Below are 24,708 nucleotides of genomic sequence, written 5' to 3'. Positions count from 1 at the left end.
GCATGAATATCGAATTCGAACCGTTCCTCTCAACGCCGTGGCTCATCGGCATTCTCGCGCCGCTGGCATTGCTGGTTCTGGCGACTGTCGCCTTGCGCATGCGCGGCGGGTTGATCCGTCTTCTGGCCGCCGCAGCCCTTGCCTTGGCGCTCTTCAACCCCGTGGTGATCAACGAAGAACGCGAGCCGCTGAAAAGTGTCGTCGCCGTCGTGGTCGACCGCAGCCAGAGCCAGGAACTGGGGCAGCGCCGCGCCGACACCGATGCCGCGCTGAAAGCCGTGCAGGATCAGCTTGCCACCATGCCGCAATTTGAAACACGCGTGGTAGAAACCGGCAAGCCGGACGAAAACGAGGATGGCTATGCGACGCGGCTTTTCGGACCGCTGGCGCGGGCACTGCTCGACGTGCCGCCAACCCGTGTTGCAGGCGCGATCATGATCACCGACGGGCAGGTGCACGATACGCCCGCCAACAAGAATGCGCTGGGCTTCGACGCGCCCTTGCATGGGCTGGTGACAGGCAAGCCGGACGAATTCGACCGTCGCATCCGCTTCAACAAGGCCCCGCGCTATGGCATCAGCGGCAAGCCGCTGGAAATGTCATTCACGGTCATCGATGAAGGCAAAAGCCTAGGAAGCCCTGCGCCGGTGGAAATTCGCGTCAATGGCGAAGCGGTTTCGCAGGAACAAGCACAGGTGGGGCAGGAAACATCTGTCACCATCACCTTGCCGCGCGCCGGTGTGAATATCGTTGAAATTGCCACGCCCGCGATTCCGGGTGAAGTGACCGACGCCAACAACCGCGCGGTCGCAACCGTTGACGGTATTCGCGAAAATTTGCGCGTGCTTCTCGTCTCCGGCGAACCGCATAATGGCGAGCGCACCTGGCGCAATCTGCTGAAATCCGATGCCGCCGTGGATCTCGTCCACTTCACCATTTTGCGCCCGCCGGAAAAGCAGGACGGCACCCCGATCAACGAATTGTCGCTGATCGCCTTCCCGACGCGTGAACTTTTCGTGGACAAGGTCAACGAGTTCGATCTCATCATTCTGGATCGCTACCAGCATCGCGATGTGCTGCCACTGCTCTATTACGATTACATCGCGCAATATGTGGAAAATGGCGGCGCGCTGCTGGTCGCAGCCGGGCCGGAATATGCAGGCGAAATGTCGATTGCCCGCACGCCGCTCTATAACGCTCTGCCCGCCATGCCGACCGGCACAGTGACCGAAAAGGCGTTCTATCCGCGCCTGACCGATCTCGGCAAACGCCACCCCGTCACACGCGGTCTCGACGGCAGCGAACAGGAGCCGCCCCATTGGAGCCGCTGGTTCCGCACCATCGATATCACCGCGCCGCAGGGCGAAACAGTGATGAGCGGTGCCGACAACAAGCCGCTTCTGGTTCTCAATCGCGTTGGAAAAGGCCGCGTCGGCATGTTCCTGTCCGATCAGGGCTGGCTATGGGCACGCGGCTTTGAAGGCGGCGGTCCCTATGCGGCGCTCTATCGCCGCATTGCGCACTGGCTGATGCAGGAGCCGGAGCTGGAAGAAGAAGCGCTCACCGCCGCAGGCAATGGCCGCACTTTGAGCATTCACCGTCAAACGATGGGCGATAATCCGGGCACCGCGACCGTCACAACGCCTGCTGGCAAGACGTTGCAGGTCAATCTCGCACAGAACAAGCCGGGCCTGTTCGACGGTTCGCTGCAAACCGACGAGATCGGCGTCTTCCGGATCAAGAACGGCGATCTGGAAACCTTGGCCCATGTCGGGCCCGTCGATGCGCCGGAATTTGCCGACAGTATTTCGACCATGGACCGCCTGAAGCCTATTGCTGAAGCGACCGGCGGCTCGGTCCATCGCGTGCATGCAAGTGCAGACAGCGCCGTGCGGGTTCCGTCAATCACCGCAGTCGCCGCCAACCGTTCGGCCAGCGGCAATGACTGGATCGGCCTGCGTGAAACTACCGACACGCAGCTCAAAAGCGTCAACCGCCTGCCGTTGTTCTCCGGCTTCCTGGCGCTCGCTGCCTTGCTCCTTGTCTTTGGCGGCATGTGGTATCGCGAAGGGCGGTAATCCGCCCTCCCGCACCTCACCCCTCATCCTGAGCAGGTGCGAAGCACCCTGTCGAAGGACGAGGCACGCGCTGGCTTCCCCTCTCCTTCGATCCTTCAAAAATCTCAGGATGATGCGCCGTCTTCGACGGCTCCACAGGATGAGGGGAAAAACAAACGTTCCCACAGATCAAGGATTAAACTGAAAATCAGGCCCGGTTGGCGTGGCGCACAATGCCGCTGACGCCGTTTGCGGCGCCGGCGGTGAGTTCGCAGGCGAGCATCCGGCGCGGATCGACCGGTGCGGGCATGACCATGGAGCCGTGCGGCACCATCTTGAAGCCGAACGGACCATAATAAGGTTCGTCACCGACCAGAATGACCAGCTTGTGTCCCGCCTTCATCGCCGCTTCAAGCGACTGGCGCATCAGTGTGCCGCCAATGCCCCGCTTCTTCCATTCAGGCCGCACGGCAAGCGGCCCCAGCAACATTGCTGGTGTCTTGCCGATCACAACCGGCGTCAGCCGCACAGAACCCACCACTATGCCGCCCATCAGGGCAACGAAGGAAAGGTTCAGATCATGTGGGCCGCCTTCACGGATGAAATGGGCGGCGCGGGTAAAGCGTCCCGGTCCGAAAGCCTCGGCATTGATGGCTTCGATTTCAATGTCGTGCGCCGGGCATTCCTGCGCGTAGGTCAGTTCAAGCTGCTGCATGGGCTTAAGATCACAATTGGAGACTTCAGGGACCGTCAGGTCAATGGAATGCATTCCGCGCTGGCAGTGCGGTCCAAGTTTCATCGTCGGATGAAAAGCATTTCCATTACGTGTCTCCCGGGCGATCGAACATTGGATGATCGCAAATTGGAACCCCCATTACACCAAATTGAGCAGAGGTAAAACCATTTTTTTCAAAATGGCAGCTTCATCTTCTCTTTTTGGCAGCGTGACGCACTGTTTACGAGTTGAGATGCTGTAAATGCCGTCGTTTCGATCTATTTGTTCTACGCATTATCCCACGCAAAACCGCTTCGCACTTTTGCTGGAAATGCTTAGCTGCCAAAAGGAGAAATCACATGGGACTTCTGGTCGATGGCAAGTGGCAGGATGTCTGGTACGACACCAAAAGCACAAAAGGCCGCTTTGAACGCTCGAAATCGCAATTCCGCAACTGGGTCACTGCAGACGGCAGCGCCGGTCCAACTGGCGAAGGCGGCTTCAAGGCCGAGCCGGGCCGCTATCATCTCTATGTTTCCTATGCATGCCCATGGGCGCATCGCACGCTGATTTTTCGCGCGCTGAAGAAACTGGAAGCTGTCATTTCGGTTTCCGTCGTCGATTTTCTGATGGTGGAAGAAGGCTGGACCTTTTACGGCACCACCGGCAGTACCGGTGATGATCTGTACGGTTCCAAGCGTCTTTATGAAATCTACACCCGCGCCGACCCGAACTATTCCGGTCGCGTCACCGTGCCGGTCCTGTGGGACAAGCAGCGCCAGACGATCGTTTCCAACGAATCGTCAGAAATCATCCGCATGCTCAACACGGCTTTCAACGAATTCGGCGATGCCTCGCTCGACTTCTATCCGGAAGCGCTGGCGGCTGAGATCGATGCGCTCAACGATTTCATCTATCCCAATATCAACGATGGCGTTTATCGCGCTGGCTTTGCCACGGAACAGGATGCTTATGAAGAAGCGTTCAAGCAGCTGTTCGCCGCGCTCGACACACTGGAAGACCGCCTGTCCCGCCAGCGTTACCTGACCGGCTCAAGCCAGACGGAAGCGGATTGGCGTCTGTTCACGACGCTGTTGCGCTTCGATCCGGTCTATGTCGGCCATTTCAAATGCAACCTGCGCCGGATCGCCGATTATCCGAACCTGTGGAACTATACGCGTGAGCTGTATCAGGTGCCGGGCGTGGCATCGACCGTAAACATTGAACATATCAAGGGCCATTATTACCGCAGTCACAAGATGATCAACCCAACCGGCGTTGTGCCGATGGGGCCGGATATCGACTTTGCCGCCCCGCATGACAGGGACCGCTTTTCGAAAAGCTAACCCTCCCGACTGCGCTTTTCCTGCAACAGTGCAGTTTCTAATATCAGCACTCTCTCATTCTCTTGCGCCCCTTTGATCTTGATCAATGGGGCGCAAGGCGACGCAGTTCAGATTGGATGCATCCCCCAGGACGACACCCAAGACTGCACTGTGACTAAGGAGAGATTTGATGAACCGTTTTGCGAAAGGGCTGCTCGCAGCAACCGCGCTGACATTTGCCGCCCCGGCCGCCTTTGCCGCCGACACTGTGGTCGCCCAGCCAGCCTCTGAAATTCAGGCAGTGCCTGAAGCGCTTTCGCCCTGGCAGATTCGCGTGCGCGCGCTCGGCGTAATTGCGGAAAACAAGGGCCATGTGAATGGTGTTCCGGGTTCCGACCTCGACTATTCGAAGTCGATCACGCCCGAACTCGATATCACCTATTACTTCACCGACAATATCGCTGCCGAACTCATTCTCGGCACGACCTATGCCAATATCAATGGCGCAGGCTCCATCAGCAGTCTGGGCAAGGTTGGCAAGACCTGGATTCTGCCGCCGACCCTGACACTGCAATACCACTTCACCAATTTCGGCTCGTTCAAGCCCTATGTCGGTGCTGGCGTCAACTACACCATCTTCTACAATCAGGATGCAGGCAGCGCCGACTATCTCAAGGTCAAGAACACGTTTGGCGGCGCGCTCCAGTTCGGCGTCGATTATATGATCGACGAACATTGGGGCCTGAACTTCGACGTGAAGAAACTGTTCCTTGAACCGAAATTCGACGTCACCGTTGGCGGGCAGGAACTGAGCGGCAAGGCCAAGCTCAATCCGTGGCTGATCGGCACCGGTATCACCTATCGCTTCTAAAGCCTGCTACTATAAAGGGCGCATCCTGCGCCCTTTATACCAAAGTATTACAGAGTATTCCGGCAGATTTAACCGAAACCCGGCGAGCATCGTGCGCCGGGCTCAGGCGCTACCACATCGGCAGCGGTTCCAGATCATACAGGGCTTCCTGCAAACGCCGCTTGGTTGAAGCCGTCGTCCCTTCGGGAAGATCGTCGAGAGGAAAGAAACCGCTCTCGGCAATTTCTCTATCGGGCACTTTTGGCGCAAGTTGTTCAAAAGAACGGCATACGTAAAGCGCCACATGATCGCGCGGAGAAGCATGGGCGTTCTTGTAAAGAGCAAGAAGTTGGGGGCGCCCTTTCAGGACAATATTACCCTCTTCCCGCAGTTCTTTTTCTAGCGCCTGCTGAAAAGTCTCCCCACTATCAACACCACCGCCCGGTAACTGCCATCCCGGCACGTAAGTATGTCTTACTAAAAAAACAGAGTTAATGTTTTCATCATACACAATTGCCCTCACCCCAAGTGTCATGGGGCGTCGCAAAAGAAAATATGAATGAAATATAAAATGACGAAAGCGCATTCCGACTCTCCAGCAAACATTATATGCAGCTATCAATGCAGCAATCGCATCAACAAAAAGTCGCTAAATACGGTTTCTATTTCAGTAATTATCCAGTAAACGGGCCTTATGTTTCGCCTCGCTCACATCTCCGATATCCATCTTTCGCCGCTGCCGCGTGTGAGATATCGCGAATTGGCATCGAAGCGCATCACCGGTTATATCAACTGGCTGCGCAACCGCAAGGGTGCAATGCACGGAACAGTGCTCGATAAACTTGTGGACGATATGCTGGCGCAAACGCCGAATCATATCGCCGTCACTGGCGATCTGGTCAATCTGGCTCTCAATCTGGAAATAGATATCGCCGCCGACTGGCTGTCGAAACTGGGCAACCCGGATGATGTTTCGGTCGTGCCCGGCAATCACGATGCTTATGTTCCCGGCGCGCTGGACCGGTCCTGCCGCAAATGGGAGCCGTGGATGCGCGGTGACGGCATCGACAACAAGGGCAAGCGGCCGCAATTTCCTTATATGCGTGTGCGCGACGATGTCGCGATGATCGGCGTTTCCTCGGCCCGCGCTACGGCACCTTTCATGGCAAGCGGCGATTTCCGCTCCGCCCAGGCTAAACGTCTCGCCGCCGCGCTCGACGAGGCTGGTGCGCGCGGGCTTTTCCGGGTGGTGATGATCCATCATCCGCCTATCCATGGTGCGACACCGACCCACAAGCGGCTTTACGGCATCCGCCGTTTTCAGAAGATCATCCGCAAGCACGGCGCGGAACTGGTCATTCACGGCCACACGCATCTGGCGACGAAATATGAAATCGACGGATCGAATGGCAACAAGGTGCCGGTGATCTGCGTCCCGTCGGCCAGCCAGAACTATGGCGGCCATAAGCCGCCTGCCCGCTACAATCTCTTCAACATCGACCGAAAGCCGGATGGTGGCTGGCATTGCCTGTGGGAACAGCACGGCATCGAAGATGCAAGCGAGCGCATCTTCAAGATATCCGAGCAGGAACTCTACAAATAAAAAAGGCGGCACACTGTGCCGCCTTCTTCGTTCAATAGCCTGCGCGGTTATTGACCGATCACGCGGTTGGCCGCCGATACGATGGCTTCCAGCGATGCGCTGACGATATTGTCGTTGATGCCCGCGCCGAACAGCTTGCCGCCCGGATGCGCCATTTCAACATACGAGATGGCCGATGCATCCGAACCCTGCTGGAGCGAATGTTCGGAATAATCCACGACCGACATCTTCACGCCGAGATATTTGGACAGCGCGTCGACAAAGCCGTCAATCGGACCGGTACCCTTGCCTTCGATGTTCTTCGTCACGCCGTTATCGGTGATTTCGGCGGTGAGAATGCGGCGGCCCTTCTGTTCAGGATCCGGGATGGTGTGGTGATCCACGAACTTGATGCGGGCATCCGGCTGCGTCACATAAAGCTTCTGGAACTCTTCATGAATGCGCTTCGACGGCAATTCCTTGCCTTCGTCGTCGGTGATTTGCTGGATGATTTCACGGAACTCGACCTGCAGATTGCGCGGCAGGTTCAAGCCGTAATCGGCCTGCAGGATATAGGCGATGCCGCCCTTGCCCGACTGCGAATTGATGCGGATGATCGCCTCGTAAGAGCGGCCAACGTCCTGCGGGTCAATCGGCAGATAAGGCACTTCCCAAACCGGGGAATTGGCCGACTTGCGCGCCTTCATACCCTTGTTGATCGCATCCTGATGCGAGCCGGAGAAAGCGGTATAGACCAGCTCGCCGACATAGGGGTGACGCTCTGCAATCTTCAGCTGGTTCGAATATTCATAGACATCTTTCATGCGATTGATGTCCGTGCAATCCAGCTCGGGATCGATGCCCTGCGTGTACATGTTCAGCGCCAGCGTCACCACATCCACATTGCCGGTGCGCTCGCCATTGCCAAACAGGGTGCCTTCGACGCGGTCGGCCCCAGCCATCAGACCCAGTTCCGTTGCAGCGATGCCCGTCCCGCGGTCATTATGCGGATGCAGCGAAATGATCAGGTTTTCGCGATTGTCGAGATTGCGGCACATCCATTCGATCTGGTCCGCATAAACATTCGGCGTGTTCATTTCCACCGTGGACGGCAGATTGACGATCAGCTTGTTCTCCGCTGTCGGCTTTACGATCTCGATGACCGCATTGCAGATTTCCAGCGCCACATCCAATTCGGTGCCGGTAAAGCTTTCCGGCGAATACTGGAAGCGATAGCCGCCACCTGCCTTGGCCGCCATATCCATGATCATCTTTGCGGCATCGGTCGCGATCTGCTTGATCCCGCCGACATCCTTGGCGAAAACCACGCGGCGCTGCAATTCACTGGTGGAATTGTAGAAGTGGATGATCGGCGTCTTTGCGCCTTCCAAAGCTTCGAATGTGCGGGTGATCAGCTCAGGACGGCACTGCACCAGAACCTGCAAATCCAGCTCGTCCGGCACATTGCCCTGTTCAATCGCCCAGCGGCAGAAGTCGAAATCCGTCTGCGAGGCGGATGGAAAGCCGATTTCGATTTCCGGGAAACCCATATCGACCAGCAAGCGGAACATGCGCTCCTTGCGGTCATGGCCCATCGGGTCGATCAAAGCCTGATTGCCGTCGCGCAAATCGACCGAGCACCAGATCGGCGCTTTTTCGATCCGCTTCGATGGCCAGGTACGGTCGTCGAGCTTGGGAGCCGGGAATGGTGAATATTTGGTGGCTGCATCCCGCATGCCTTTACGGTCGGCTTCGGCGGCGGATTGCGGCGTGATAACGGACTGGTTCATTTGTCGTTTCCTCCCGGCTTCTGGACGGCATTAAAGCCCGTCAAGCACGGATATTCATGATCGATTATAAGGGTTTTATGAAAAGGAGCACAGGCCAGCGGGACCGTTTTCGACCGCCGGACGCTCCTTCAACGAGCCCGGCGATCGCCGCTAAGGCCGAGGGTAAGAAGCGAGTTGAGAACGCAAACATCGACGCGCGCGCCAGTGGCGGCAGCCGAATGTCCCAGAGATGTTGCGTTCTTCGTCATCATGGCCAAGCTTTTACACGCGCGATTTGACCGATGCAAGATGCATTTACGCCAGTTGCTTCGGTCATACCTGTATTTGCATCAGGCAAATGGCACGGCACTTGTGCCCAAAGGCAATTTCGCCTCGTCTTCCGGTTCAACATGGATGACGACGCGGGCGCTGCCGATCTGTTCTTTCAGGGCATCTTCAATGCGGTCGCAGATCACATGCGCATCGCCGACGCTCATGTCGGCTGCGACAACCAGGTGAAATTCGATGAAGGTGACGCGCCCGGCGATACGGGTTTTCAGATCGTGCACTTCAATCGCGCCTGCTGCATTGGCCGAAATGACATCACGAATGCGCATTTCCTCGGCAGGCTCGACGCCGATATCCATCAATCCCTGCACCGACGAATTGATCACATGCCACCCCTGCCACAGAATATTCAGCGCCACGACAATGGCGAGCAGCGGATCGAGGATCGCCCAGCCGGTGACGACAGCCCCCACCAGACCAACCAGCACGCCCAGCGACGTAAATACGTCGGTCATGATGTGCTTGCCATCGGCTTCCAGCGCTGGAGACCGTGCCGCACGTCCGGTACGGATCAGGAGCGTGGCCCAGACGCCATTGATGACGGCGGCAACCGTGTTGATGCCGAGGCCGAGCCATGGTGCTTCGAGCTGGCGCGGGGTCTGCAAGGCAAACCACGCTTCGCGGAAGATCAACAGCGCCGCAACGGTGATCAGCACGCCCTCGACAACCGCCGAGATATATTCCGCCTTGTGATGACCGAACGGGTGATTTTCATCGGCGGGCTTATAGCTCACGCTGATCGCCCACCAGGCGCCCACTGCCGCGATGACATTGACGATGGATTCGAGCGCATCGGAATAGAGCGCCACAGAGCCGGTCAGCATATAGGCCACATATTTTAGCCCCATCACCCCAAAGGCAATGGGAATCGACCATGCGGCCAACCGCCGAACTCTTGCACTCGCGTCCATGACGAACCTTTGATTTATCTAATTACTGCCCGAGACAGGCCCAAAAACCGGACCTTGACCAATTCAGGCTCATGCATATTGGGCTCATGCGCACCGGCTTTGGCTTGAAATTAGCTTTCAGAGCCGGTCAGTCCTATGCAACTGCACTTTTGAAACCGCTCTATACCCCAGAACAATCGAAGTTCGTACCCCTGTTTTTCAGTTATCGCATTTAATTTTTCCTGCAAATGCAAGGCATTACAGTTGCAAATGAGTTGCCAGAGCAAGCAGTCAAAACGCGCCCTGAACAGCCCAAAACAAAACCGGCCGCAGGATGACTGCGACCGGTTGAATATCAAGGCAATGAAACGCTCTTTCAGTAGTTGCTGCGGCGCGCTTTTTTGTGTTTGCCCGCCAGATGCGTCACCACATTTTCGATCATGCGCATACCGGCATTGTGGCCGAGCGTCATGATCGATTCCGGGTGGAACTGAACAGCCGCCACCGGCTCCTTTTTATGCTCGAAAGCCATGATGACACCGTCTTCGGTTTCCGCCGTGACGAGGAAATCATCGGGCAGACGCTCCGGATCGGCGAAGATCGAATGGTAGCGCCCGACCGTCACTTCCTTCGGCAGACCGGAGAAAATGCGTTCAGGCTTCGACACGCGAATGCGCGACGGCTTGCCGTGCATCGGAATGCGCAACTGGCGCAATGTACCGCCATAGGCTTCTGCCAGCGCCTGCAGCCCAAGGCAGACGCCAAAGATCGGCAGTTCGCGCTTGCGCGCCTTGTCGATGGTTGCCTTGCAGTCGAAATCCTGCGGCGAACCCGGTCCCGGCGAAAGCACGACAAGATCAGGATTGACGCGGTCGAAAATATCGTCGGCAACCGGCGAGCGGACCGTCGATACGGTTGCACCCGTCTGGCGGAAATAATTGGCCAGCGTATGCACGAAGGAATCTTCGTGATCCACCAGCAAGACCGAGATGCCCTCGCCCACCTTGGCGGCAACGCGTTCTTCCGCAACATGGTTGCTCTTCTGCGCCTCACGCACAGCCGCGATCATCGCCGAAGCCTTCAGCTCTGTTTCCGCCTCTTCCTCCTCCGGATTGGAATCGAACAGCAGCGTCGCGCCAGCGCGGATTTCAGCCACGCCATCCTTGATGCGGATGGTGCGCAAGGTGAGACCCGTATTCATGTCGCCGTTGAAATGCATCATGCCGATGGCGCCGCCATACCATGCACGCGGGCTGCGCTCGTTTTCCTCAAGGAAACGCATCGCCCACAATTTCGGCGCGCCAGTCACGGTCACGGCCCATGCATGGCTGAGGAAACCGTCGAAAGCATCCATGCCGTCGCGCAGACGACCTTCAATATGATCAACCGTGTGGATCAGGCGCGAATACATTTCGATCTGGCGACGACCGATCACTCGCACCGACCCCGGCTCGCAAACGCGGCTCTTGTCGTTGCGGTCCACATCCGAACACATGGTCAGTTCGGATTCGTCTTTCTTGGAATTGAGCAGTTTCAGGATCTGCTCAGAGTCTGAAATGGCATCCTCACCGCGCTTGATCGTGCCCGAAATCGGGCAGGTTTCGATGCGGCGGCCATTGACGCGCACGAACATTTCCGGCGATGCGCCGACCAGATATTCGTTCTCGCCGAGATTGATGAAGAAGGAATAAGGCGATGGGTTGATCGTCTTCAGGCGGCGGAAGATTTCCGACGGCGCGGTGTGGCAACGCTCATAAAAAGTCTGGCCCGGCACAACCTCGAACAGATCGCCGCGCTTGAAGCTATCCTTGGCGCGCTCGACCAGCTTGGCATATTCGCCCGGATTGTGATCGCCACGCGGCAATGTGCGCTCCGAGGGCTTGAACGCCTCGGCAGGTGTTTCCCGCGCAAGACCATGCGTCGAGGAACCGCCGCAGGTGAATTCATAACGATCGACCCAGGCGCGTGCTGCATAGTGGTCGGCGACAAAGATTTCATCTGGAATGAACAGCACCAGATCGCGCTGGGTTTCCGGGCGCTTGAGCTTGTACTGGATCGGATCGAACTGGAACGCCAGATCGTAACCGAAAGCACCATAAAGGCCGAGATTAGCATCTTCTTCCGAGAAGAAAAGCCCGACAATGGCGCGCAGCACCGTGAACACCGAAGGCATGCGCGAACGCTCTTCTTCGGTAAACGTGCCGGTCGGCTCTGCAATCGTCAGCTCGATGCGATCTTCAGTGGACGTATCTACCGTCACTTCGCCCAGGGCCTGCACCGTATCGAGAATGGGGCGCAGCAGGATGACACCACGGGCGTTCAACGCCTCGATGCGCATCGTGCGCTGGCGCGACGTGATCACCACTGGCGGATCGACGATTGCCGTGTCCCATCGCGTATAGCGGCCCGGATATTCGTAGTTGGACGAGAACACCGCACCGCGTCTTTCATTGAGCACATCGATATAGGTTTCGATGGCGCCCTTATACGTTGTGAGATGGCGCACGCGCTCGACGACAATGCCGCCAGCCGTTTCGTGCTGAAATATCTCGCTATCCGCTATCTTCGCATTCATGGTCGGCTAATCCCAATTGCTTTGGTTTTCGAATAATTCCGGGCTTCGGTCCCATTCGAGCAGCCAAACAAAAAGGCCGCCCGGATAATCCCAGCGGCCCTGTCTCCTGAACGCATATGCGCAAACGCCTGCGTGGCCGCTTTTAGCGAGCCCACCACCAACCGTTGATGCGAATGTGCGAAATATTCATGGGCGCTAGTGTTAGCGCTCCGCCGGGTGCCTTGCAACCGGAAAATTGCAGCCTCGCATTTTTCGCAGCAAGGCCAGTATCTGTGGCCTACGAGGCGATCCTGTTATTGTTGTCAGGCCTATACCTGTCAGAATTATGCTAAGCCTTCGGAACCGAAAAAAGAAAAGTCCGGACACCACGGAAGGGCCGGACTTTTCCCTGTCCTTAATGAGGACATACAGACAAGGAAGCGGGGTGCCTTGCCTGATCACAACGAGGCTCCTCGCCCCCCAAATGACTAAATTTATACGTGTAATATGACTTTCAGTATGGCTAATCACTACCATGGGTTGCATATACTTGGCAACTAGTAATTGATTCGGGGCTGTCTGTTCGTATTTGGGACAGGCAGCACCAGCCCCCGCAAATTTGTCAGCCTTCTGAACAAGTTTCGTCTTGCGCCCAGCGCGGATTTCAGATTCATTCCCGTGACTTAATTCAGAATGAATGCATGAAGAAAAGAGTCGCCGCAAACAGGCGACCAGTTGGGGAAACACGCATGAAGAACCTTGATGCCATGGACAGGAACATCCTACAGGCCCTCCAGGAGAATGGGCGCCTGACCAATACCGAGCTTGCCGATCGCATCAATCTCTCACAGACAGCGACTGCGGAACGCGTCAAGCGCCTGACCCGGGAAGGCTATATTCTGGGCTATTCAGCGCGGCTGTCGCCCAAGATGCTCGACCGCGCCATGCTGGTTTTCATCGAGATCAAACTCGACCGCACGACGCCGGAGGTCTTCGAGACCTTCGCGACTTTCACGCGCAACAATCCAGACGTTCTCGAATGCCATATGGTGGCGGGCGGCTTCGACTATCTCGTCAAGGCCCGCGTGTCCGACATGGACCACTATCGCCGTTTCCTGTCCGAAGCGCTTCTTTCGCTGCCGGGCGTGCGGGAATCGCACACCTATGCCGTCATGGAAGAAGTCAAGGAAACCGCGCATATCGCGGTATAAAGGGCCTCTCATCGCCCGCACTATGCTGACAGGATCATTCCTGTTCCAGCAATGAATGCTTGCCAGAATTCATTTGCGGGTATATACCCGCATCATGGCACATTCTTGTTTCTGCATCCTTCTGCGTCAGGCATCGCGCAAAACCTCGGCCATCTATGACGAGGCGCTGGCTCCGCTTGGCATCAATGTCGCACAGTTCAGCCTGCTGCGTCGGCTTGACCGCGCGGGAACGCTGTCGATCACCGAACTGGCGCGTACGGCCGAGCTTGATCGTTCCACGATGGGGCGCAATGCCAAGGTGTTGCAGCGCATGGGACTGGTTGAGCCCGGCCAGGGTGAAGACCATCGCGAAACCAATATCAGATTGACCGATACGGGCCGGGAACTTCTCGCCCGTGGCGGTCCGCTCTGGGACAAAGCCCAGGAAGAAATCGAAGATAAACTTGGAAATGACGGGGTCGAACAGTTGCAGGCGCTGCTTCAGGCACTCTGAAGCCAGCCGGACGCGACCCTCTGACTGAACCGACTTGACTGGAAACAATGACGGAGCGCGCTTCTGCGGCTACGCGCAAAGAAGCTCGCCTTCCTATCCGTGGCCATTTTTGTAAAGATGGTCCTAACCGAAAGCGCTCAAGATGATATCCGCTAGCCTCGCACGCGTTCTCGCACAGAGAAACATCCATTACGGATGGGTTGTCGCCGCCATTACCTTCCTGACCATGTTGGCAACGGCTGCCGCCATGGGTTCGGCAGGCATATTGATCGAACCGCTCCAGCGCGAATTCGGCTGGACCAACGCCAATATCTCCTTTGCCATGGCGCTTCGTCTGGTTCTGTTCGGCCTGATGGGACCGTTTGCTGCCGCCTTCATGAACCAGTTCGGCCTGCGCCGCGTTGTGACCGCAGCTCTGATCCTGATCGCCAGCGGCCTGCTTGGCTCCATCTTCATGACCGAGGAATGGCAGATGGTGGGCCTCTGGGGCGTCGTGATCGGTGTCGGCACCGGCATGACCGCGCTCGTGCTGGGTGCAACGGTTGCCGCACGGTGGTTTGAAAAGCGCCGCGGCCTTGTGGTCGGCCTGATGACGGCCAGCAATGCCACCGGCCAGCTGGTTTTCATGCCGATCCTCGCCAGTGTCAGCCAGACCATTGGCTGGCGCACATCGCTCACCATCGTCATCGGATTCCTGACCGTTGCGCTGTTGCTGGTTCTCGCCTTGATGCGCGATCATCCGGCAGATATCGGCCTGAAGCCCTATGGCCGCACGGCTCCGCTGCCAGCACCTGAACCGAAGAAGAGCTTTGGTGCGATGCTTGCCTCACCGCTGGTGACCCTGCGCGAAGCGTCTTCGACCTCCACTTTCTGGGTGCTGTTCCTGACCTTCTTCGTCTGCGGTTTCTCGACCAACGGCCTCATCCAGACCCACTGGATCACGCTTTGCGGTGACTACGGCATCGCGCCAGTCGGCGCAGCCGGCATCCTCGCAGTCATCGGCGCATTCGACCTGATCGGCACGATCATGTCCGGCTGGCTGTCCGACCGTTTCGACAATCGCTGGCTGCTGTTCTGGTTCTATGCGCTGCGCGGCCTGTCGCTGATCTATCTGACCTTCACCGACTTCTCGGTCTATGAACTGGCGCTGTTTGCCGTCTTCTACGGTCTGGACTGGGTCGCAACCGTACCACCGACGGTGAAGCTTGCCGCCGAACGTTTCGGCCCGGAAAAGGCCGGTCTGGTCTTTGGCTGGGTGTTCACCGGTCACCAGATTGGCGCTGCTGCCGCCGCCGGTTTCGCGGGCTTTGTCCGCACCGACTATGACAGCTATACACCAGCACTCGTTCTGGCTGGCGCCATGTGCCTTGCTGCGGCGGCGATGGTGTTCATCATCAACCGTCCTGCCCCGCGCGTGGTGCTACAGGCTTCATGACGCGACCGACTTCTTGCCCTTCCTGTTCAGTGCCAGCACACCGACACTGATCAGGAGGGCGGCGAGCGTGTCGGCCAAGCCCGGCACTTCGCCAAGCAGGACAAGGGCAAGAACCAGCGTGATGACGGGGATCAGCGCCGAAAGTGCTGCCCCCGCCGCCGTTCCCAGCAGAACAACGGCACGGTTGAAGGCGAAGACGCCAAAGGCCGACGTGAGAACGCCCTGATAAAACCCTTGCAGGGTGATGTCGCCCCAGGATGTTGCACCGAGCCCCTTGGGCAGGAAAAGCGCATAGATCGGCAGATAGAGCAGGGCCGAGGCGACCGCTGAAATCGCCGTCGCATGCAGCCCGTCCATGCCCTTGCTGCGAAACACCATGACATAAGTCGCCCATATCAGCGCCGCGGCGAAGAAGGCGATGTGCCCAACCATTTCCTGCCCGCCCAGTTGCGACAGCCCGGCAATCAACATGCTGCCGATCAGGATCAGGACGACCCCGAGCCAGCGCGACATTGCAAGACGTTCTCCCAGAAGCACCACGCCCAGAATGGCCACGAGCACTGTCATGATGCCCGGAATGAGCGCTGCCGCATGGGATGCCGGGGCAAATTGCAGACCATAGGCGGTCAACAGGGCATAAGGCGCACCTGCGCCGGAAACCAGCAGCACAAAGCCCAGCGGCCCAAGCTGCCGAAAGCCGAAGCCCTTCAGGACAACAACTGGCAGCAGCACCAGCCCCGCCACGCCAAAGCGCAAAGCGATGATGTCAAAAGGCGTAAGCGCGGTCTTGAACCCGAAACGCGTCAGAACGAACGATCCGGACCATACCAGAACCCCGGACAGCCCCCAGGCCAGACCGCGTATCGTATCGGATGTCGAAAGTGTCGGATTGTTGTCGGCAATGGCGGTCATGTGTGCTCGCTGCGGGATGGTCGAAGAAGAGCCGGACTATTGCACTCTTCGCCGTGGCGGACACCACGGATAAGCGAGATATGAGATATTAGAGTTTCTTATGCCGCTTTGCTTTTGGCATCCTGCGCCACATTGCAGAACCGCTCGACCAGATGCCGGACCGGACTGTCGGCCCGGAAAACGATATAGACGGTGCGAAATGTCGGCGGATCGAGGCGAAGCGCCCGCAATCCGTGCAGGTCCGCCCCCGGCAGACTGATTTCCGATAAAAGCGTCGTGCCGATACCATGCCGCACCATTTCCAGCACGGTGGCTACATCACGGGTGCGCACCTGCTCGCTGCAGGTTTTACCGTCGCCATGAATGATGCGGTCAATGATCATTTCACAGCCCGCAGCGGCAATCAGCTGGCGATCCCGCAAGGTCTCGACGGCGATCCTGTCATGTCGCATGAAAGGATCATCGCTGCGTCCCACCACAACAAGCTCCTCCTGGCCGATGTCGCATGCTTCCAGCTCCGGCTCGGGCAACGAGGTTATGCCAAGATCGGCAATGCCATCCCGCACCCATTGGCTCACGACATCATGTCCGCCCTCGAAGGCGCTGAGTTCAATACCCGGATAGAGCCGCTGAAAGACTTTCCGTAAACCGGGCAAGGCATATTCGAGCTGGCTCGGAATGGCCGCGACACGAAGCCGCTCGGGTCCTGCTGAAACATTGCTTCGTGCTTGCAGCTCTATCCTGTCCACCGCCGCAAGAGCGGTCCTGGCATCGTCGAGGATAGACTGGCCAAAGGCCGTCAGGGTTGCGCCATCGCGTTTGCGCGCCAGCACATCAAGGCCCAGTATCTTTTCCAGCGTCGCTATCGCCTGACTGGCTCCTGATTGCGTCAGCCCAATCTGGCGCGCCGCAGCACCGACACTGCCGGTTTCGGCTACAGCTTGCAGCAGACGTAACTGAACCAGACTGATCTTCATCGCTTTGGTTCCAACTCAATCCCTCAACAAGGCATCGCCCCAGTCGGCGCGGCGCGCCCAGCGGAACAGGTCGCCGTCGCGCTTGGTCAGCAAGCGTTCCTCGGCACTGCCGTCATCCTTGCAGAGTTTAACCGAAACTTTGCCGCCGCCAACCCTCGTCGGCGCAACAACCCGCGCTTCGACAGCATCGGACGGTTCGCGCACGGCGGCGAGATAGATGAACTTCTCATCCTCCCACGGCACTTCCGCATCCTTGGTCATTCGATGAATGCGCGAACGGGCAACACGGCGCGAGAAATGGCACCAGTCCGGCGCGACCAGCGGGCAATCCAGCTGGTGCGGGCATGGCGCGGCAATCGTTGCACCCAGCCCAATCAGCGCCGTGCGCGCATCGAGGATGCGCTGCCAGCCCGCCGGCGTGCCGGGCTCGACAATCACGAACATCTGCCGCGCAGACGCCCAAAGCTGCGCAACCAGCTTGCGCCGATCATCAGGGGCCAGTTCATCCAGCACATAGGCAATGGTGACAAGATCGGCTTGCGGAAAATCGAGCTTTTCCTTCACCACATCGCCGGCGCGCCAGTCGAGCGATGCCAGACCGCTCTGTGTGGCCAGACTGCTACCCACAGTGCGAATGGCCGGGCTTGCTTCGATCATCGTGGCGTTTTCAAGCGATGGCCAGCATCCACGGGCTGCCCATAGCGCCGTACCCGGTCCAGCGCCGACATCCAGCATCGATTGCGGCGCAAAATCCGGGCAGACTTCAGCAGCACTGTCGAGGCTCGCACGCACCGCCGCATAAGTGGCAGGCAAACGCGCTGCGAGATAGGCCCTCGCAGCCAGATCGTCGGAAATATGCAGGCGACCATCCCTTGTCTCGGCACGGTAGCGACGCGACAGAAGATCGGAAGCGCGCTTGAGATCGGCCAATGCTACGCCCTCAAGCGCGGCATCCACCGCCTGTCGCAAAATCGGAGGCAGTTCCATTGCCCGTCAGCGCTCCAGAACCTGCTTCACGTCGACCAGATTGGAACGAACGCGCAGGATATAGAAGCCCATCGTGGTCAGATGCGACGGTGTAAACCATGCATCAGGGCTGCCGTTCGAAACGATGAACGGCTGCATGTCGAGCGCCGAACGCATCTGCTTTTCCATCTCGTCCCATACCCCGTCGAGATGCTTTTCAGCAAGCACACCACGGAAGTCGGAATGGGCCGAGCGGAGCAAACCATAATAGGCGTAGAGCTGGCCATATGCGAACCAGAAGCGGTCATCCGCACGGGTGTCGAACCAGCCATTATGATAGTTCTCCGCGCGGTCCTTGAGGATCGCCGAGGTGGAACCCAGATCGCTGGCGATACGGTCGACAAACTGGATCAGATTGTCGGCGCGGGCATCAAACGTGGCCTGACAGTTTTCAAGACGCGTATTGAATGAACGCAGATCCTTGATCGCCGAACGATAATAGCTTGGCGTCGGGGTCTTCGGGCCGAACGGGCTCAGGCCGAAATACCAGGAATCTTCGGCAAACTGCAAATTGCCACGCGCCTTTTGCAGATCGCCATCGATCTGTGATGTGCCGCGCAGACGGCCGATATTGTCCACCAGTTCAATCGCCGTGCGGCGCACAGCAGCATTGATCCCGCGCTGGAACGAGGCCTTGTTGTCGAGAAACGGCGTGCGATCCCAGTCGAGACCAAAAAAGCCAGCCTTATAGAGCAGCATGGAGGAAATCCACGCATTCTGGTTCACATTGAAATCGGTAAGGTCTGCGGCAACCTCGGCAATCGCCGAGCGCGAACACTTGCGCGCCGATGACGGAATTTGTGCCGCCTGAACCGGCTGTTCAGTCTGCGGCGTTTCGGAAGACGGCTGGTCATTGCCTGATCCGGTCGCGGTTCCGGTGGAAGGTGCAGGTTCCGGCGCTTGCGCTGGCGCGGCAGGCGCTGGCTGCGATGTTACTTCCTCGCCGGGCGTGTTGGCGGTCTGATAGCTATACTTTGCCGGATAGTCCGGATCGAAATTGGTCCAGACCTGAGTCTGCCAGATAAAATAGATATAGAGCGCGGCCAGACCGACCACGACGACGCCAATTACGGCTTTCCACAATATTCCGAACTTAAGATAAAGCCGCCATAAAGCTGCCAGCGGAATGGCTATCAACCGGGCCAGACCCGCTATCATACGACCCAGGAAGGAGAAAACGGCCCGCACTGCATTCCACACTATCAATCATCCTTCCATTGGCCCGCAATTGCGGGGCTTCGCACCATTTTCGCTCTCGCGTCGATCCGTCCGTAAAAACGTCGTTTCCCAAAAATGCGTGAGCAAGATACGTTGTTCCCTTTCAAATAGAGTGCGCTTGTCTTTTCGACAACCGGGATCGCTCATCCAACTGATTTTATCCGGCATTTTGGCGTGGCAGGGTTGAAACCGGGGGGCCGATCCGTAACATGGCGCAACTTCGAACGGTTCCAGAAAAAGTGCGGGATATTTTTCATTCTCATCACGACAAAAGAGACAGACGTCGCAATCGAGAATATTTTCGCCGCTGTGGTACTTGAACGGCGTAATCTTTGGTGTTTGCTAAAGCCGGAACCGGAAAAATAAGCAAACCGTCAAAACGGCCCGGAAATGGAGAGAACAATGAAACTAACCTATACGCTTGCCTTTGCTGCGCTTGCCACGGGAACGGCAATGCTTGCAGCACCCGGCGTCAGCTTGGCGGAAGAGCCGAAAAGCTGCTCGACGGTGCGCTTCTCCGATGTCGGCTGGACCGACATCACCTCGACAACTGCGGTTGCGACCGAAATTCTCAAAGGCCTCGGCTACAAGACCGATATCAAGGTTCTTTCCGTGCCGGTGACCTATGCGTCGCTGAGCAAGAAGGACATTGATGTCTTCCTCGGCTACTGGAACCCTTCCATGAGCGCCGATCTCAAGCCGTATCTGGATGACAAGAGCGTCGAGACGCTGCGCACCAATCTGACTGGCGCGAAATATACGCTCGCCGTGCCGACATATGCCGCCAACGAAGGCCTCAAGGACTTCAAAGATATTGCAACCTTCAAGGACAAGCTCGGCGGCAAGATTTACGGCATCGAGCCGGGCAATGACGGCAACCGTCTGATCCTCGACATGATCAACAAGGACGCCTTTGGCCTGAAGTCGTTCGAGCTGGCGGAATCCTCCGAACAGGGCATGCTTGCGCAGGTCGCACGCGCCGTCAAAAGCAAGGAGCCGATCGTGTTCCTCGCATGGGAACCGCATCCGATGAACAAGCGCTTCGAGATCACCTACCTCACCGGCGGCGATGACTTCTTCGGCCCGAATCTCGGCGGCGCCAAGGTCGAAACCAATGTTCGCAAGGGCTACACGCAGGAATGCCCGAATGTCGGCAAGTTCCTGACCAATCTTGAATTCAATCTCGATCTCGAAAACGAGATCATGGGCAAGATTCTTGATGACGGCCAGGAGCCTTCAAAGGCCGCGACCGACTGGCTCAAGGCAAACCCGGCTGTGCTCGACACGTGGCTCTCTGGCGTGACGACCGTTGACGGCAAAGAAGGTCTGCCTGCTGTCAAATCGGCCCTCGGCCTCTGACGCGCAGTACTCGCAGGCCGCGGCTAAACCCGCGGCCTTTGCATCTCTGGATGCCCCGCACCCTATCCTACAAGCACGCAGCAGGAGACTTCATCGTTGAACTGGCTGACGGACTATAAAATCCCGGTTGGACCGACTGCAAAAACGGTCGTGGACTGGTTGACGAACAATATGGGCGGATTTTTTGATCTGCTGGCAGCGGTCATGCAAAGCATGATCGACGCCCTGCTCTTCGTCCTGAAACTGCCCCATCCCCTGCTCCTGATCGCCATATTCGCGGTGATTGCCTGGTTTATCCAGCGGCGCATTTCGGTCGTCGTACTGACGATCCTGGGCTTCCTGTTCATTCTCAATCAGGGTTACTGGGACCGGACGCTCGAAACGCTGACGCTGGTGCTTTCATCCTGCGTTCTCTGCATGGCCATCGGCGTTCCGCTCGGTATTGCCGCAGCCCATCGCCCCACCCTTTATGCCGCCATGCGCCCCGTGCTCGATCTGATGCAGACGCTGCCGACCTTCGTCTATCTGATCCCGGCCATCGTGTTCTTCGGCATCGGCATGGTGCCCGGCCTGCTTGCCACAGCGATTTTCGTTCTGCCCGCGCCTGTGCGCCTGACGCATCTTGGCGTTTCTTCCACTCCGTCCTCACTGATCGAAGCAGGTGAGGCCTTCGGCGCCTCGCGATCACAGCTTCTCTGGAAGATCGAGCTACCCTATGCCATGCCGCAAATTCTGGCGGGCCTGACCCAGACGATCATGCTGTCGCTTTCGATGGTGGTCATCGCGGCGCTCGTCGGCGCAGACGGTCTTGGTGTTCCGGTTGTTCGCGCACTGAACTCAGTCAACACCGCGCTCGGCTTCGAGGCAGGACTTGTCATCGTCGTGGTCGCCATCGTGCTCGACCGCATCTTCCGCGCTGGCAGGGAAAAATAGCATGATCCCGAAAAGTGGGAACCGGTTTTCGGTTCAGATCATGCTCAAACAAAAGTCAGGAGATTGCGGATGACCATTATCGCACTCGAAGACGTCTGCATCATTTTCGGCAAGAATACGGACAATGCGCTGGCGCTGGCCGATGGCGGCGCAACGCGATCCAAGATTCAAGCCGAAACCGGTCATGTACTCGGCGTCCACAATTGCACGCTCGATATTGAAGAAGGCGAAATCCTTGTTCTTATGGGCCTGTCCGGTTCCGGCAAATCCACTTTGCTACGCGCCATCAATCGGCTCAACCCGATCTCGCGCGGTCGCGTGACGATACAGGACGGTGACCGTGGCATTGATGTCGGCAAAGCGGATCGCAACACGCTTCGCCACCTGCGTACCGAACTTGTTTCGATGGTGTTCCAGCAATTCGGTCTGCTGCCGTGGCGCACCGTTGAGGAGAATGTGGCCTTCGGGCTGGAAATCTCCGGCATGGGTAAGGAGGACCGCATCTCCAAGGCCCGCCAGCAGCTTGAACTGGTCGGCCTTCAGGACTGGGCCAAGCGCAAGGTCGGTGAACTCTCCGGCGGTATGCAGCAGCGTGTCGGCCTCGCCCGCGCCTTTGCCACCGGCGCGCCGATCCTGTTGATGGACGAGCCGTTCTCGGCGTTGGATCCGCTGATCCGCACAAGGTTGCAGGACGAGCTTCTGGCCTTCCAGTCGCGGCTTAAGAAGACCATCGTTTTTGTGAGCCACGATCTCGATGAAGCCATGAAAATCGGCAACCGCATCGCGATCATGGAAGGTGGACGCATCGTACAATGCGGCACGCCGCAGCAAATCCTGCTGCAGCCAGCCGATCAGTATGTTGCCGATTTTGTCGCGCATATGAACCCGCTCGGCGTGCTGCGTGCGGGCGATATCATGACGCCATTCGACCGCAATGCCGCCCCGCGTCCCTTCGCGGCAACGGCCCGCCGGGAAACGCTGGTGCGCGAGCTGATGAACGCCGTCGCAGACAGTAACGGCGATGTCGGCATCGTCGAGAACGGGAACATCGTCGGCAAGGTCGCGGCGGACGATATCGTCCGGGCGCTTGCCTGGCACCAGCAGCGCTGATGCGCCTACATCAATGAAAAATTCCCCATAAAGAGACAGCGGCAATGGAAACAAGAATAAGGACAGAAAATAAAAGTATTAATAGAATACGCATTTGATCACCATATAATTTAAATACCATCACTGTATCGTAAACGTCCTCGCACTCAAGTTGTAAAAGAAATAAAAACGCCGCACATTATAATATGCGGCGTTTTTATTTGATACCAAGCTCTGAATTTCCAATAAATGGATTATCGAGCAGCTAGGCCTGCGCGGCCTGTCTGGCAGCGGCACGTGCTTCAACGCGGGCGCGGATGGCATCGACATCCGCACGCGGCGTCGCGGCAAACAGCTTCTTCGTATAATCGTGCTGCGGATCGTTGAACACGTCGTCACGCGACCCGTATTCAACCACCTCACCGAAATACATCACCATCACCTCGTCGGCGATATAGCGCACCACCGAAAGGTCGTGGCTGATGAAGACGTAAGTGAGGCCGAACTCTTCCTGCAGGTCGGACAACAGGTTGAGAACCTGCGCCTGCACCGACAGATCGAGCGCGGAAACCGGCTCGTCGAGAATCAGCAGCTTCGGATTGAGCATCAGCGCGCGCGCAATCGCGATACGCTGGCGCTGACCGCCGGAGAACATATGCGGATAGCGGTTGAAGTGCTCGCGACCGAGACCAACCTTCAACAACATCTGCATCGCCTTGGCGCGACGCTCTTCTGCCGACATTTTCGTGTTCAGCAGCAGCGGCTCGGCCAGCACATCACCGATCTTCTGGCGCGGGTTGAGCGAACCGTAAGGGTTCTGGAACACGATCTGCACCTTCTGGCGCATTTCCGGCGTCAGCCCGTCACGAGCGATATTCACATCCTTGCCGCCGATCTTCAGATCGCCGGAGGTCTGTGGATCGATCATAGTCAGGATGCGCGCCAGCGTGGACTTGCCGCAACCGGATTCGCCCACGATTGCCAGCGTCTTGCCCTTTTCGAGCTTGAAGCTGACGCCCTTGACGGCATGAACCACCTTCGGCTTGCCGAACAGGCCGCCGCCGACATGATAGTCGCGCTTGATATCGCGCGCTTCGAGAACGACCTCGCTCATCGCGCTTCTCCTGCACTGCTGGTGTCAAAGACGAAATCGGACACCGTCGGCAGACGATCGCCGGTCGCATTTTCCGGCAAAGCCGACAGAAGCGCGCGAGTGTAAGGGCTTTTCGGCGCGGAGAACAGCGACAGCACGTCGGCGTCTTCCATCTTGTGGCCCTTATACTGCACGATAACCCGATCCGCCGTTTCGGCGACAACACCCATATCGTGGGTGATCATGATCAGACCCATGCCATGCTCCACCTGGAGCCGCATCAGGAGATCGAGGATCTGCTTCTGGATCGTCACGTCGAGAGCCGTGGTCGGCTCGTCAGCGATCAAAAGCTTCGGATTGCAAGCGATAGCCATGGCGATCATGACGCGCTGGCACTGGCCACCCGACATCTGATGCGGGAAGCTGCCCAGACGCTCGGAAGCATCGCGGATGCCGACCAGTTCCAGAAGCTCGATGGCGCGGGCACGGCTGGCCGAACCGCCAAGCCCCATGTGCCGCTTGAGCACTTCCTCAAGCTGATAGCCGACCGTGAAGCACGGGTTGAGACTTGCAATCGGCTCCTGGAAGATCATTGAAATGTCGCGACCGATGATCTGGCGGCGTTCCTTGTCAGACATCGCCTGCAAGTCCTTGCCGTCGAACATCATAAGGTCAGCGGTAACGGTCGCCGTCTTGGGCAGAAGGCCCATCACTGCGAGCATACCGACCGACTTGCCCGAACCGGACTCTCCGACAATGGCCAGAACTTCGCCGTTGTCGACCTTGATATCGATGCCGTCAACTGCCTTGAAAGGACCGGTCGAGGTGTCGAATGAAACCGAAAGGTTCTTGATTTCAAGCAAAGCCATCGA

The 24,708-nt window shown here is 57.7% G+C and carries 21 protein-coding genes; 10 read left to right on the top strand and 11 right to left on the bottom strand.

From position 1 onward, the window contains the following. The first annotated feature begins 2 nt into the window (after nt 1-2). Nucleotides 3-2,078 carry a glutamine amidotransferase gene (locus FHW03_RS12590; protein WP_182520954.1) on the top strand — a complete coding sequence of 692 codons (2,076 nt, stop codon included), beginning with the start codon at nt 3-5 and terminating at the stop codon, nt 2,076-2,078. A gap of 187 nt (nt 2,079-2,265) precedes the next feature. Here FHW03_RS12590 and FHW03_RS12585 read toward each other — a convergent pair whose 3' ends face one another. After that, nucleotides 2,266-2,772 (bottom strand): GNAT family N-acetyltransferase, encoded by a 507-nt coding sequence (locus FHW03_RS12585; RefSeq protein ID WP_182520953.1) that lies wholly within the window; start codon nt 2,770-2,772, stop codon nt 2,266-2,268. 359 nt (nt 2,773-3,131) lie between these two features. On the opposite strand from FHW03_RS12585, the gene FHW03_RS12580 reads away from it, so the two are divergent. Further along, a complete protein-coding gene (locus FHW03_RS12580; RefSeq protein ID WP_182520952.1) occupies nt 3,132-4,118 on the top strand; it encodes a glutathione S-transferase family protein in 987 nt (328 codons plus the stop codon). Between the two features lie 169 nt (nt 4,119-4,287). Then, complete coding sequence (locus tag FHW03_RS12575) at nt 4,288-4,968, top strand: OmpW family protein (protein WP_182520951.1); 681 nt, start codon at nt 4,288-4,290, stop codon at nt 4,966-4,968. Between the two features lie 109 nt (nt 4,969-5,077). Here the strand turns inward: FHW03_RS12575 and FHW03_RS12570 are convergent, their stop codons facing one another. Further along, complete coding sequence (locus tag FHW03_RS12570; RefSeq protein WP_182520950.1) at nt 5,078-5,533, bottom strand: NUDIX domain-containing protein; 456 nt, start codon at nt 5,531-5,533, stop codon at nt 5,078-5,080. 108 nt (nt 5,534-5,641) lie between these two features. On the opposite strand from FHW03_RS12570, the gene FHW03_RS12565 reads away from it, so the two are divergent. Beyond that, a complete protein-coding gene (locus FHW03_RS12565; RefSeq protein ID WP_182520949.1) occupies nt 5,642-6,550 on the top strand; it encodes a metallophosphoesterase in 909 nt (302 codons plus the stop codon). Between the two features lie 47 nt (nt 6,551-6,597). Here the strand turns inward: FHW03_RS12565 and leuA are convergent, their stop codons facing one another. From leuA to FHW03_RS12550, 3 genes are all read right to left on the bottom strand, one after another. Further along, nucleotides 6,598-8,319, bottom strand: a complete 1,722-nt coding sequence (leuA, locus tag FHW03_RS12560) for a 2-isopropylmalate synthase (RefSeq protein WP_182520948.1) — start codon at nt 8,317-8,319, stop codon at nt 6,598-6,600. Between the two features lie 329 nt (nt 8,320-8,648). Next, entirely contained in the window at nt 8,649-9,557 is a 909-nt protein-coding gene (locus tag FHW03_RS12555; RefSeq protein ID WP_182520947.1) for a cation diffusion facilitator family transporter, read from the bottom strand. A 355-nt stretch (nt 9,558-9,912) separates the two neighbouring features. Then, nucleotides 9,913-12,111 carry an anthranilate synthase component I gene (locus FHW03_RS12550; RefSeq protein WP_182520946.1) on the bottom strand — a complete coding sequence of 733 codons (2,199 nt, stop codon included), beginning with the start codon at nt 12,109-12,111 and terminating at the stop codon, nt 9,913-9,915. Between the two features lie 728 nt (nt 12,112-12,839). Between FHW03_RS12550 and FHW03_RS12545 the strand changes: the two genes are divergently transcribed. The 3 genes from FHW03_RS12545 (at nt 12,840) to FHW03_RS12535 (ending at nt 15,229) form a co-directional block, all read left to right on the top strand. Beyond that, entirely contained in the window at nt 12,840-13,301 is a 462-nt protein-coding gene (locus FHW03_RS12545) for an Lrp/AsnC ligand binding domain-containing protein (protein WP_078338776.1), read from the top strand. A gap of 94 nt (nt 13,302-13,395) precedes the next feature. Beyond that, nucleotides 13,396-13,794: a MarR family winged helix-turn-helix transcriptional regulator gene (locus FHW03_RS12540; protein WP_182520945.1), complete on the top strand. Its 399-nt coding sequence runs from the start codon at nt 13,396-13,398 to the stop codon at nt 13,792-13,794. A gap of 142 nt (nt 13,795-13,936) precedes the next feature. Continuing rightward, nucleotides 13,937-15,229 (top strand): MFS transporter, encoded by a 1,293-nt coding sequence (locus FHW03_RS12535; RefSeq protein ID WP_182520944.1) that lies wholly within the window; start codon nt 13,937-13,939, stop codon nt 15,227-15,229. Here FHW03_RS12535 and FHW03_RS12530 read toward each other — a convergent pair. From FHW03_RS12530 to FHW03_RS12515, 4 genes are all read right to left on the bottom strand, one after another. After that, on the bottom strand, nt 15,224-16,141 hold the full coding sequence (locus tag FHW03_RS12530; protein ID WP_182520943.1) for a DMT family transporter: 918 nt from the start codon (nt 16,139-16,141) through the stop codon (nt 15,224-15,226). The two genes, FHW03_RS12535 and FHW03_RS12530, sit on opposite strands and share 6 nt — an antisense overlap. Before the next feature lie 98 nt (nt 16,142-16,239). Beyond that, nucleotides 16,240-17,118: a LysR family transcriptional regulator gene (locus tag FHW03_RS12525; RefSeq protein WP_182520942.1), complete on the bottom strand. Its 879-nt coding sequence runs from the start codon at nt 17,116-17,118 to the stop codon at nt 16,240-16,242. Between the two features lie 15 nt (nt 17,119-17,133). Beyond that, complete coding sequence (locus FHW03_RS12520; RefSeq protein ID WP_182520941.1) at nt 17,134-18,105, bottom strand: small ribosomal subunit Rsm22 family protein; 972 nt, start codon at nt 18,103-18,105, stop codon at nt 17,134-17,136. A 6-nt stretch (nt 18,106-18,111) separates the two neighbouring features. After that, the gene (locus FHW03_RS12515; protein WP_182520940.1) at nt 18,112-19,350 is read right to left on the bottom strand and encodes a DUF2333 family protein; all 1,239 of its coding nucleotides are present in this window, start codon (nt 19,348-19,350) and stop codon (nt 18,112-18,114) included. Between the two features lie 402 nt (nt 19,351-19,752). Here FHW03_RS12515 and FHW03_RS12510 point away from each other — a divergent pair, with 402 nt between their 5' ends. The 3 genes from FHW03_RS12510 (at nt 19,753) to choV (ending at nt 22,764) form a co-directional block, all read left to right on the top strand. Next, nucleotides 19,753-20,721, top strand: a complete 969-nt coding sequence (locus FHW03_RS12510; RefSeq protein ID WP_182520939.1) for a choline ABC transporter substrate-binding protein — start codon at nt 19,753-19,755, stop codon at nt 20,719-20,721. A gap of 96 nt (nt 20,722-20,817) precedes the next feature. Then, a complete protein-coding gene (gene choW, locus FHW03_RS12505) occupies nt 20,818-21,654 on the top strand; it encodes a choline ABC transporter permease subunit (RefSeq protein ID WP_078338784.1) in 837 nt (278 codons plus the stop codon). A 69-nt stretch (nt 21,655-21,723) separates the two neighbouring features. Continuing rightward, the gene (choV, locus tag FHW03_RS12500) at nt 21,724-22,764 is read left to right on the top strand and encodes a choline ABC transporter ATP-binding protein (protein ID WP_182520938.1); all 1,041 of its coding nucleotides are present in this window, start codon (nt 21,724-21,726) and stop codon (nt 22,762-22,764) included. Between the two features lie 244 nt (nt 22,765-23,008). Here the strand turns inward: choV and FHW03_RS12495 are convergent, their stop codons facing one another. Both FHW03_RS12495 and FHW03_RS12490 read right to left on the bottom strand, forming a co-directional pair. Further along, the gene (locus FHW03_RS12495) at nt 23,009-23,857 is read right to left on the bottom strand and encodes a dipeptide ABC transporter ATP-binding protein (protein ID WP_182520937.1); all 849 of its coding nucleotides are present in this window, start codon (nt 23,855-23,857) and stop codon (nt 23,009-23,011) included. Continuing rightward, nucleotides 23,854-24,705, bottom strand: coding sequence for an ABC transporter ATP-binding protein (locus tag FHW03_RS12490; RefSeq protein ID WP_182520936.1), 852 nt, complete (start codon nt 24,703-24,705; stop codon nt 23,854-23,856). Before FHW03_RS12490 ends, FHW03_RS12495 begins: the two co-directional genes overlap by 4 nt. Nucleotides 24,706-24,708 lie beyond the last annotated feature (3 nt).

Source organism: Ochrobactrum sp. RH2CCR150 (assembly GCA_014138095.1).
GTDB classification, from domain to species: domain Bacteria; phylum Pseudomonadota; class Alphaproteobacteria; order Rhizobiales; family Rhizobiaceae; genus Brucella; species Brucella gambitense.
This window is presented reverse-complemented; position numbering and strand designations above follow the sequence as displayed.

What these genes read in the sequence shown, in the direction of transcription:
- FHW03_RS12590 (WP_182520954.1), top strand. Translation starts at nt 3, where the DNA reads ATGAATATCGAATTCGAACCGTTCCTCTCAACGCCGTGGCTCATCGGC.
- FHW03_RS12585 (WP_182520953.1), bottom strand. Translation starts at nt 2,772, where the DNA reads ATGCAGCAGCTTGAACTGACCTACGCGCAGGAATGCCCGGCGCACGAC.
- FHW03_RS12580 (WP_182520952.1), top strand. Translation starts at nt 3,132, where the DNA reads ATGGGACTTCTGGTCGATGGCAAGTGGCAGGATGTCTGGTACGACACC.
- FHW03_RS12575 (WP_182520951.1), top strand. Translation starts at nt 4,288, where the DNA reads ATGAACCGTTTTGCGAAAGGGCTGCTCGCAGCAACCGCGCTGACATTT.
- FHW03_RS12570 (WP_182520950.1), bottom strand. Translation starts at nt 5,533, where the DNA reads ATGCGCTTTCGTCATTTTATATTTCATTCATATTTTCTTTTGCGACGC.
- FHW03_RS12565 (WP_182520949.1), top strand. Translation starts at nt 5,642, where the DNA reads ATGTTTCGCCTCGCTCACATCTCCGATATCCATCTTTCGCCGCTGCCG.
- leuA (WP_182520948.1), bottom strand. Translation starts at nt 8,319, where the DNA reads ATGAACCAGTCCGTTATCACGCCGCAATCCGCCGCCGAAGCCGACCGT.
- FHW03_RS12555 (WP_182520947.1), bottom strand. Translation starts at nt 9,557, where the DNA reads ATGGACGCGAGTGCAAGAGTTCGGCGGTTGGCCGCATGGTCGATTCCC.
- FHW03_RS12550 (WP_182520946.1), bottom strand. Translation starts at nt 12,111, where the DNA reads ATGAATGCGAAGATAGCGGATAGCGAGATATTTCAGCACGAAACGGCT.
- FHW03_RS12545 (WP_078338776.1), top strand. Translation starts at nt 12,840, where the DNA reads ATGAAGAACCTTGATGCCATGGACAGGAACATCCTACAGGCCCTCCAG.
- FHW03_RS12540 (WP_182520945.1), top strand. Translation starts at nt 13,396, where the DNA reads ATGGCACATTCTTGTTTCTGCATCCTTCTGCGTCAGGCATCGCGCAAA.
- FHW03_RS12535 (WP_182520944.1), top strand. Translation starts at nt 13,937, where the DNA reads ATGATATCCGCTAGCCTCGCACGCGTTCTCGCACAGAGAAACATCCAT.
- FHW03_RS12530 (WP_182520943.1), bottom strand. Translation starts at nt 16,141, where the DNA reads ATGACCGCCATTGCCGACAACAATCCGACACTTTCGACATCCGATACG.
- FHW03_RS12525 (WP_182520942.1), bottom strand. Translation starts at nt 17,118, where the DNA reads ATGAAGATCAGTCTGGTTCAGTTACGTCTGCTGCAAGCTGTAGCCGAA.
- FHW03_RS12520 (WP_182520941.1), bottom strand. Translation starts at nt 18,105, where the DNA reads ATGGAACTGCCTCCGATTTTGCGACAGGCGGTGGATGCCGCGCTTGAG.
- FHW03_RS12510 (WP_182520939.1), top strand. Translation starts at nt 19,753, where the DNA reads ATGGAGAGAACAATGAAACTAACCTATACGCTTGCCTTTGCTGCGCTT.
- choV (WP_182520938.1), top strand. Translation starts at nt 21,724, where the DNA reads ATGACCATTATCGCACTCGAAGACGTCTGCATCATTTTCGGCAAGAAT.
- FHW03_RS12495 (WP_182520937.1), bottom strand. Translation starts at nt 23,857, where the DNA reads ATGAGCGAGGTCGTTCTCGAAGCGCGCGATATCAAGCGCGACTATCAT.
- FHW03_RS12490 (WP_182520936.1), bottom strand. Translation starts at nt 24,705, where the DNA reads ATGGCTTTGCTTGAAATCAAGAACCTTTCGGTTTCATTCGACACCTCG.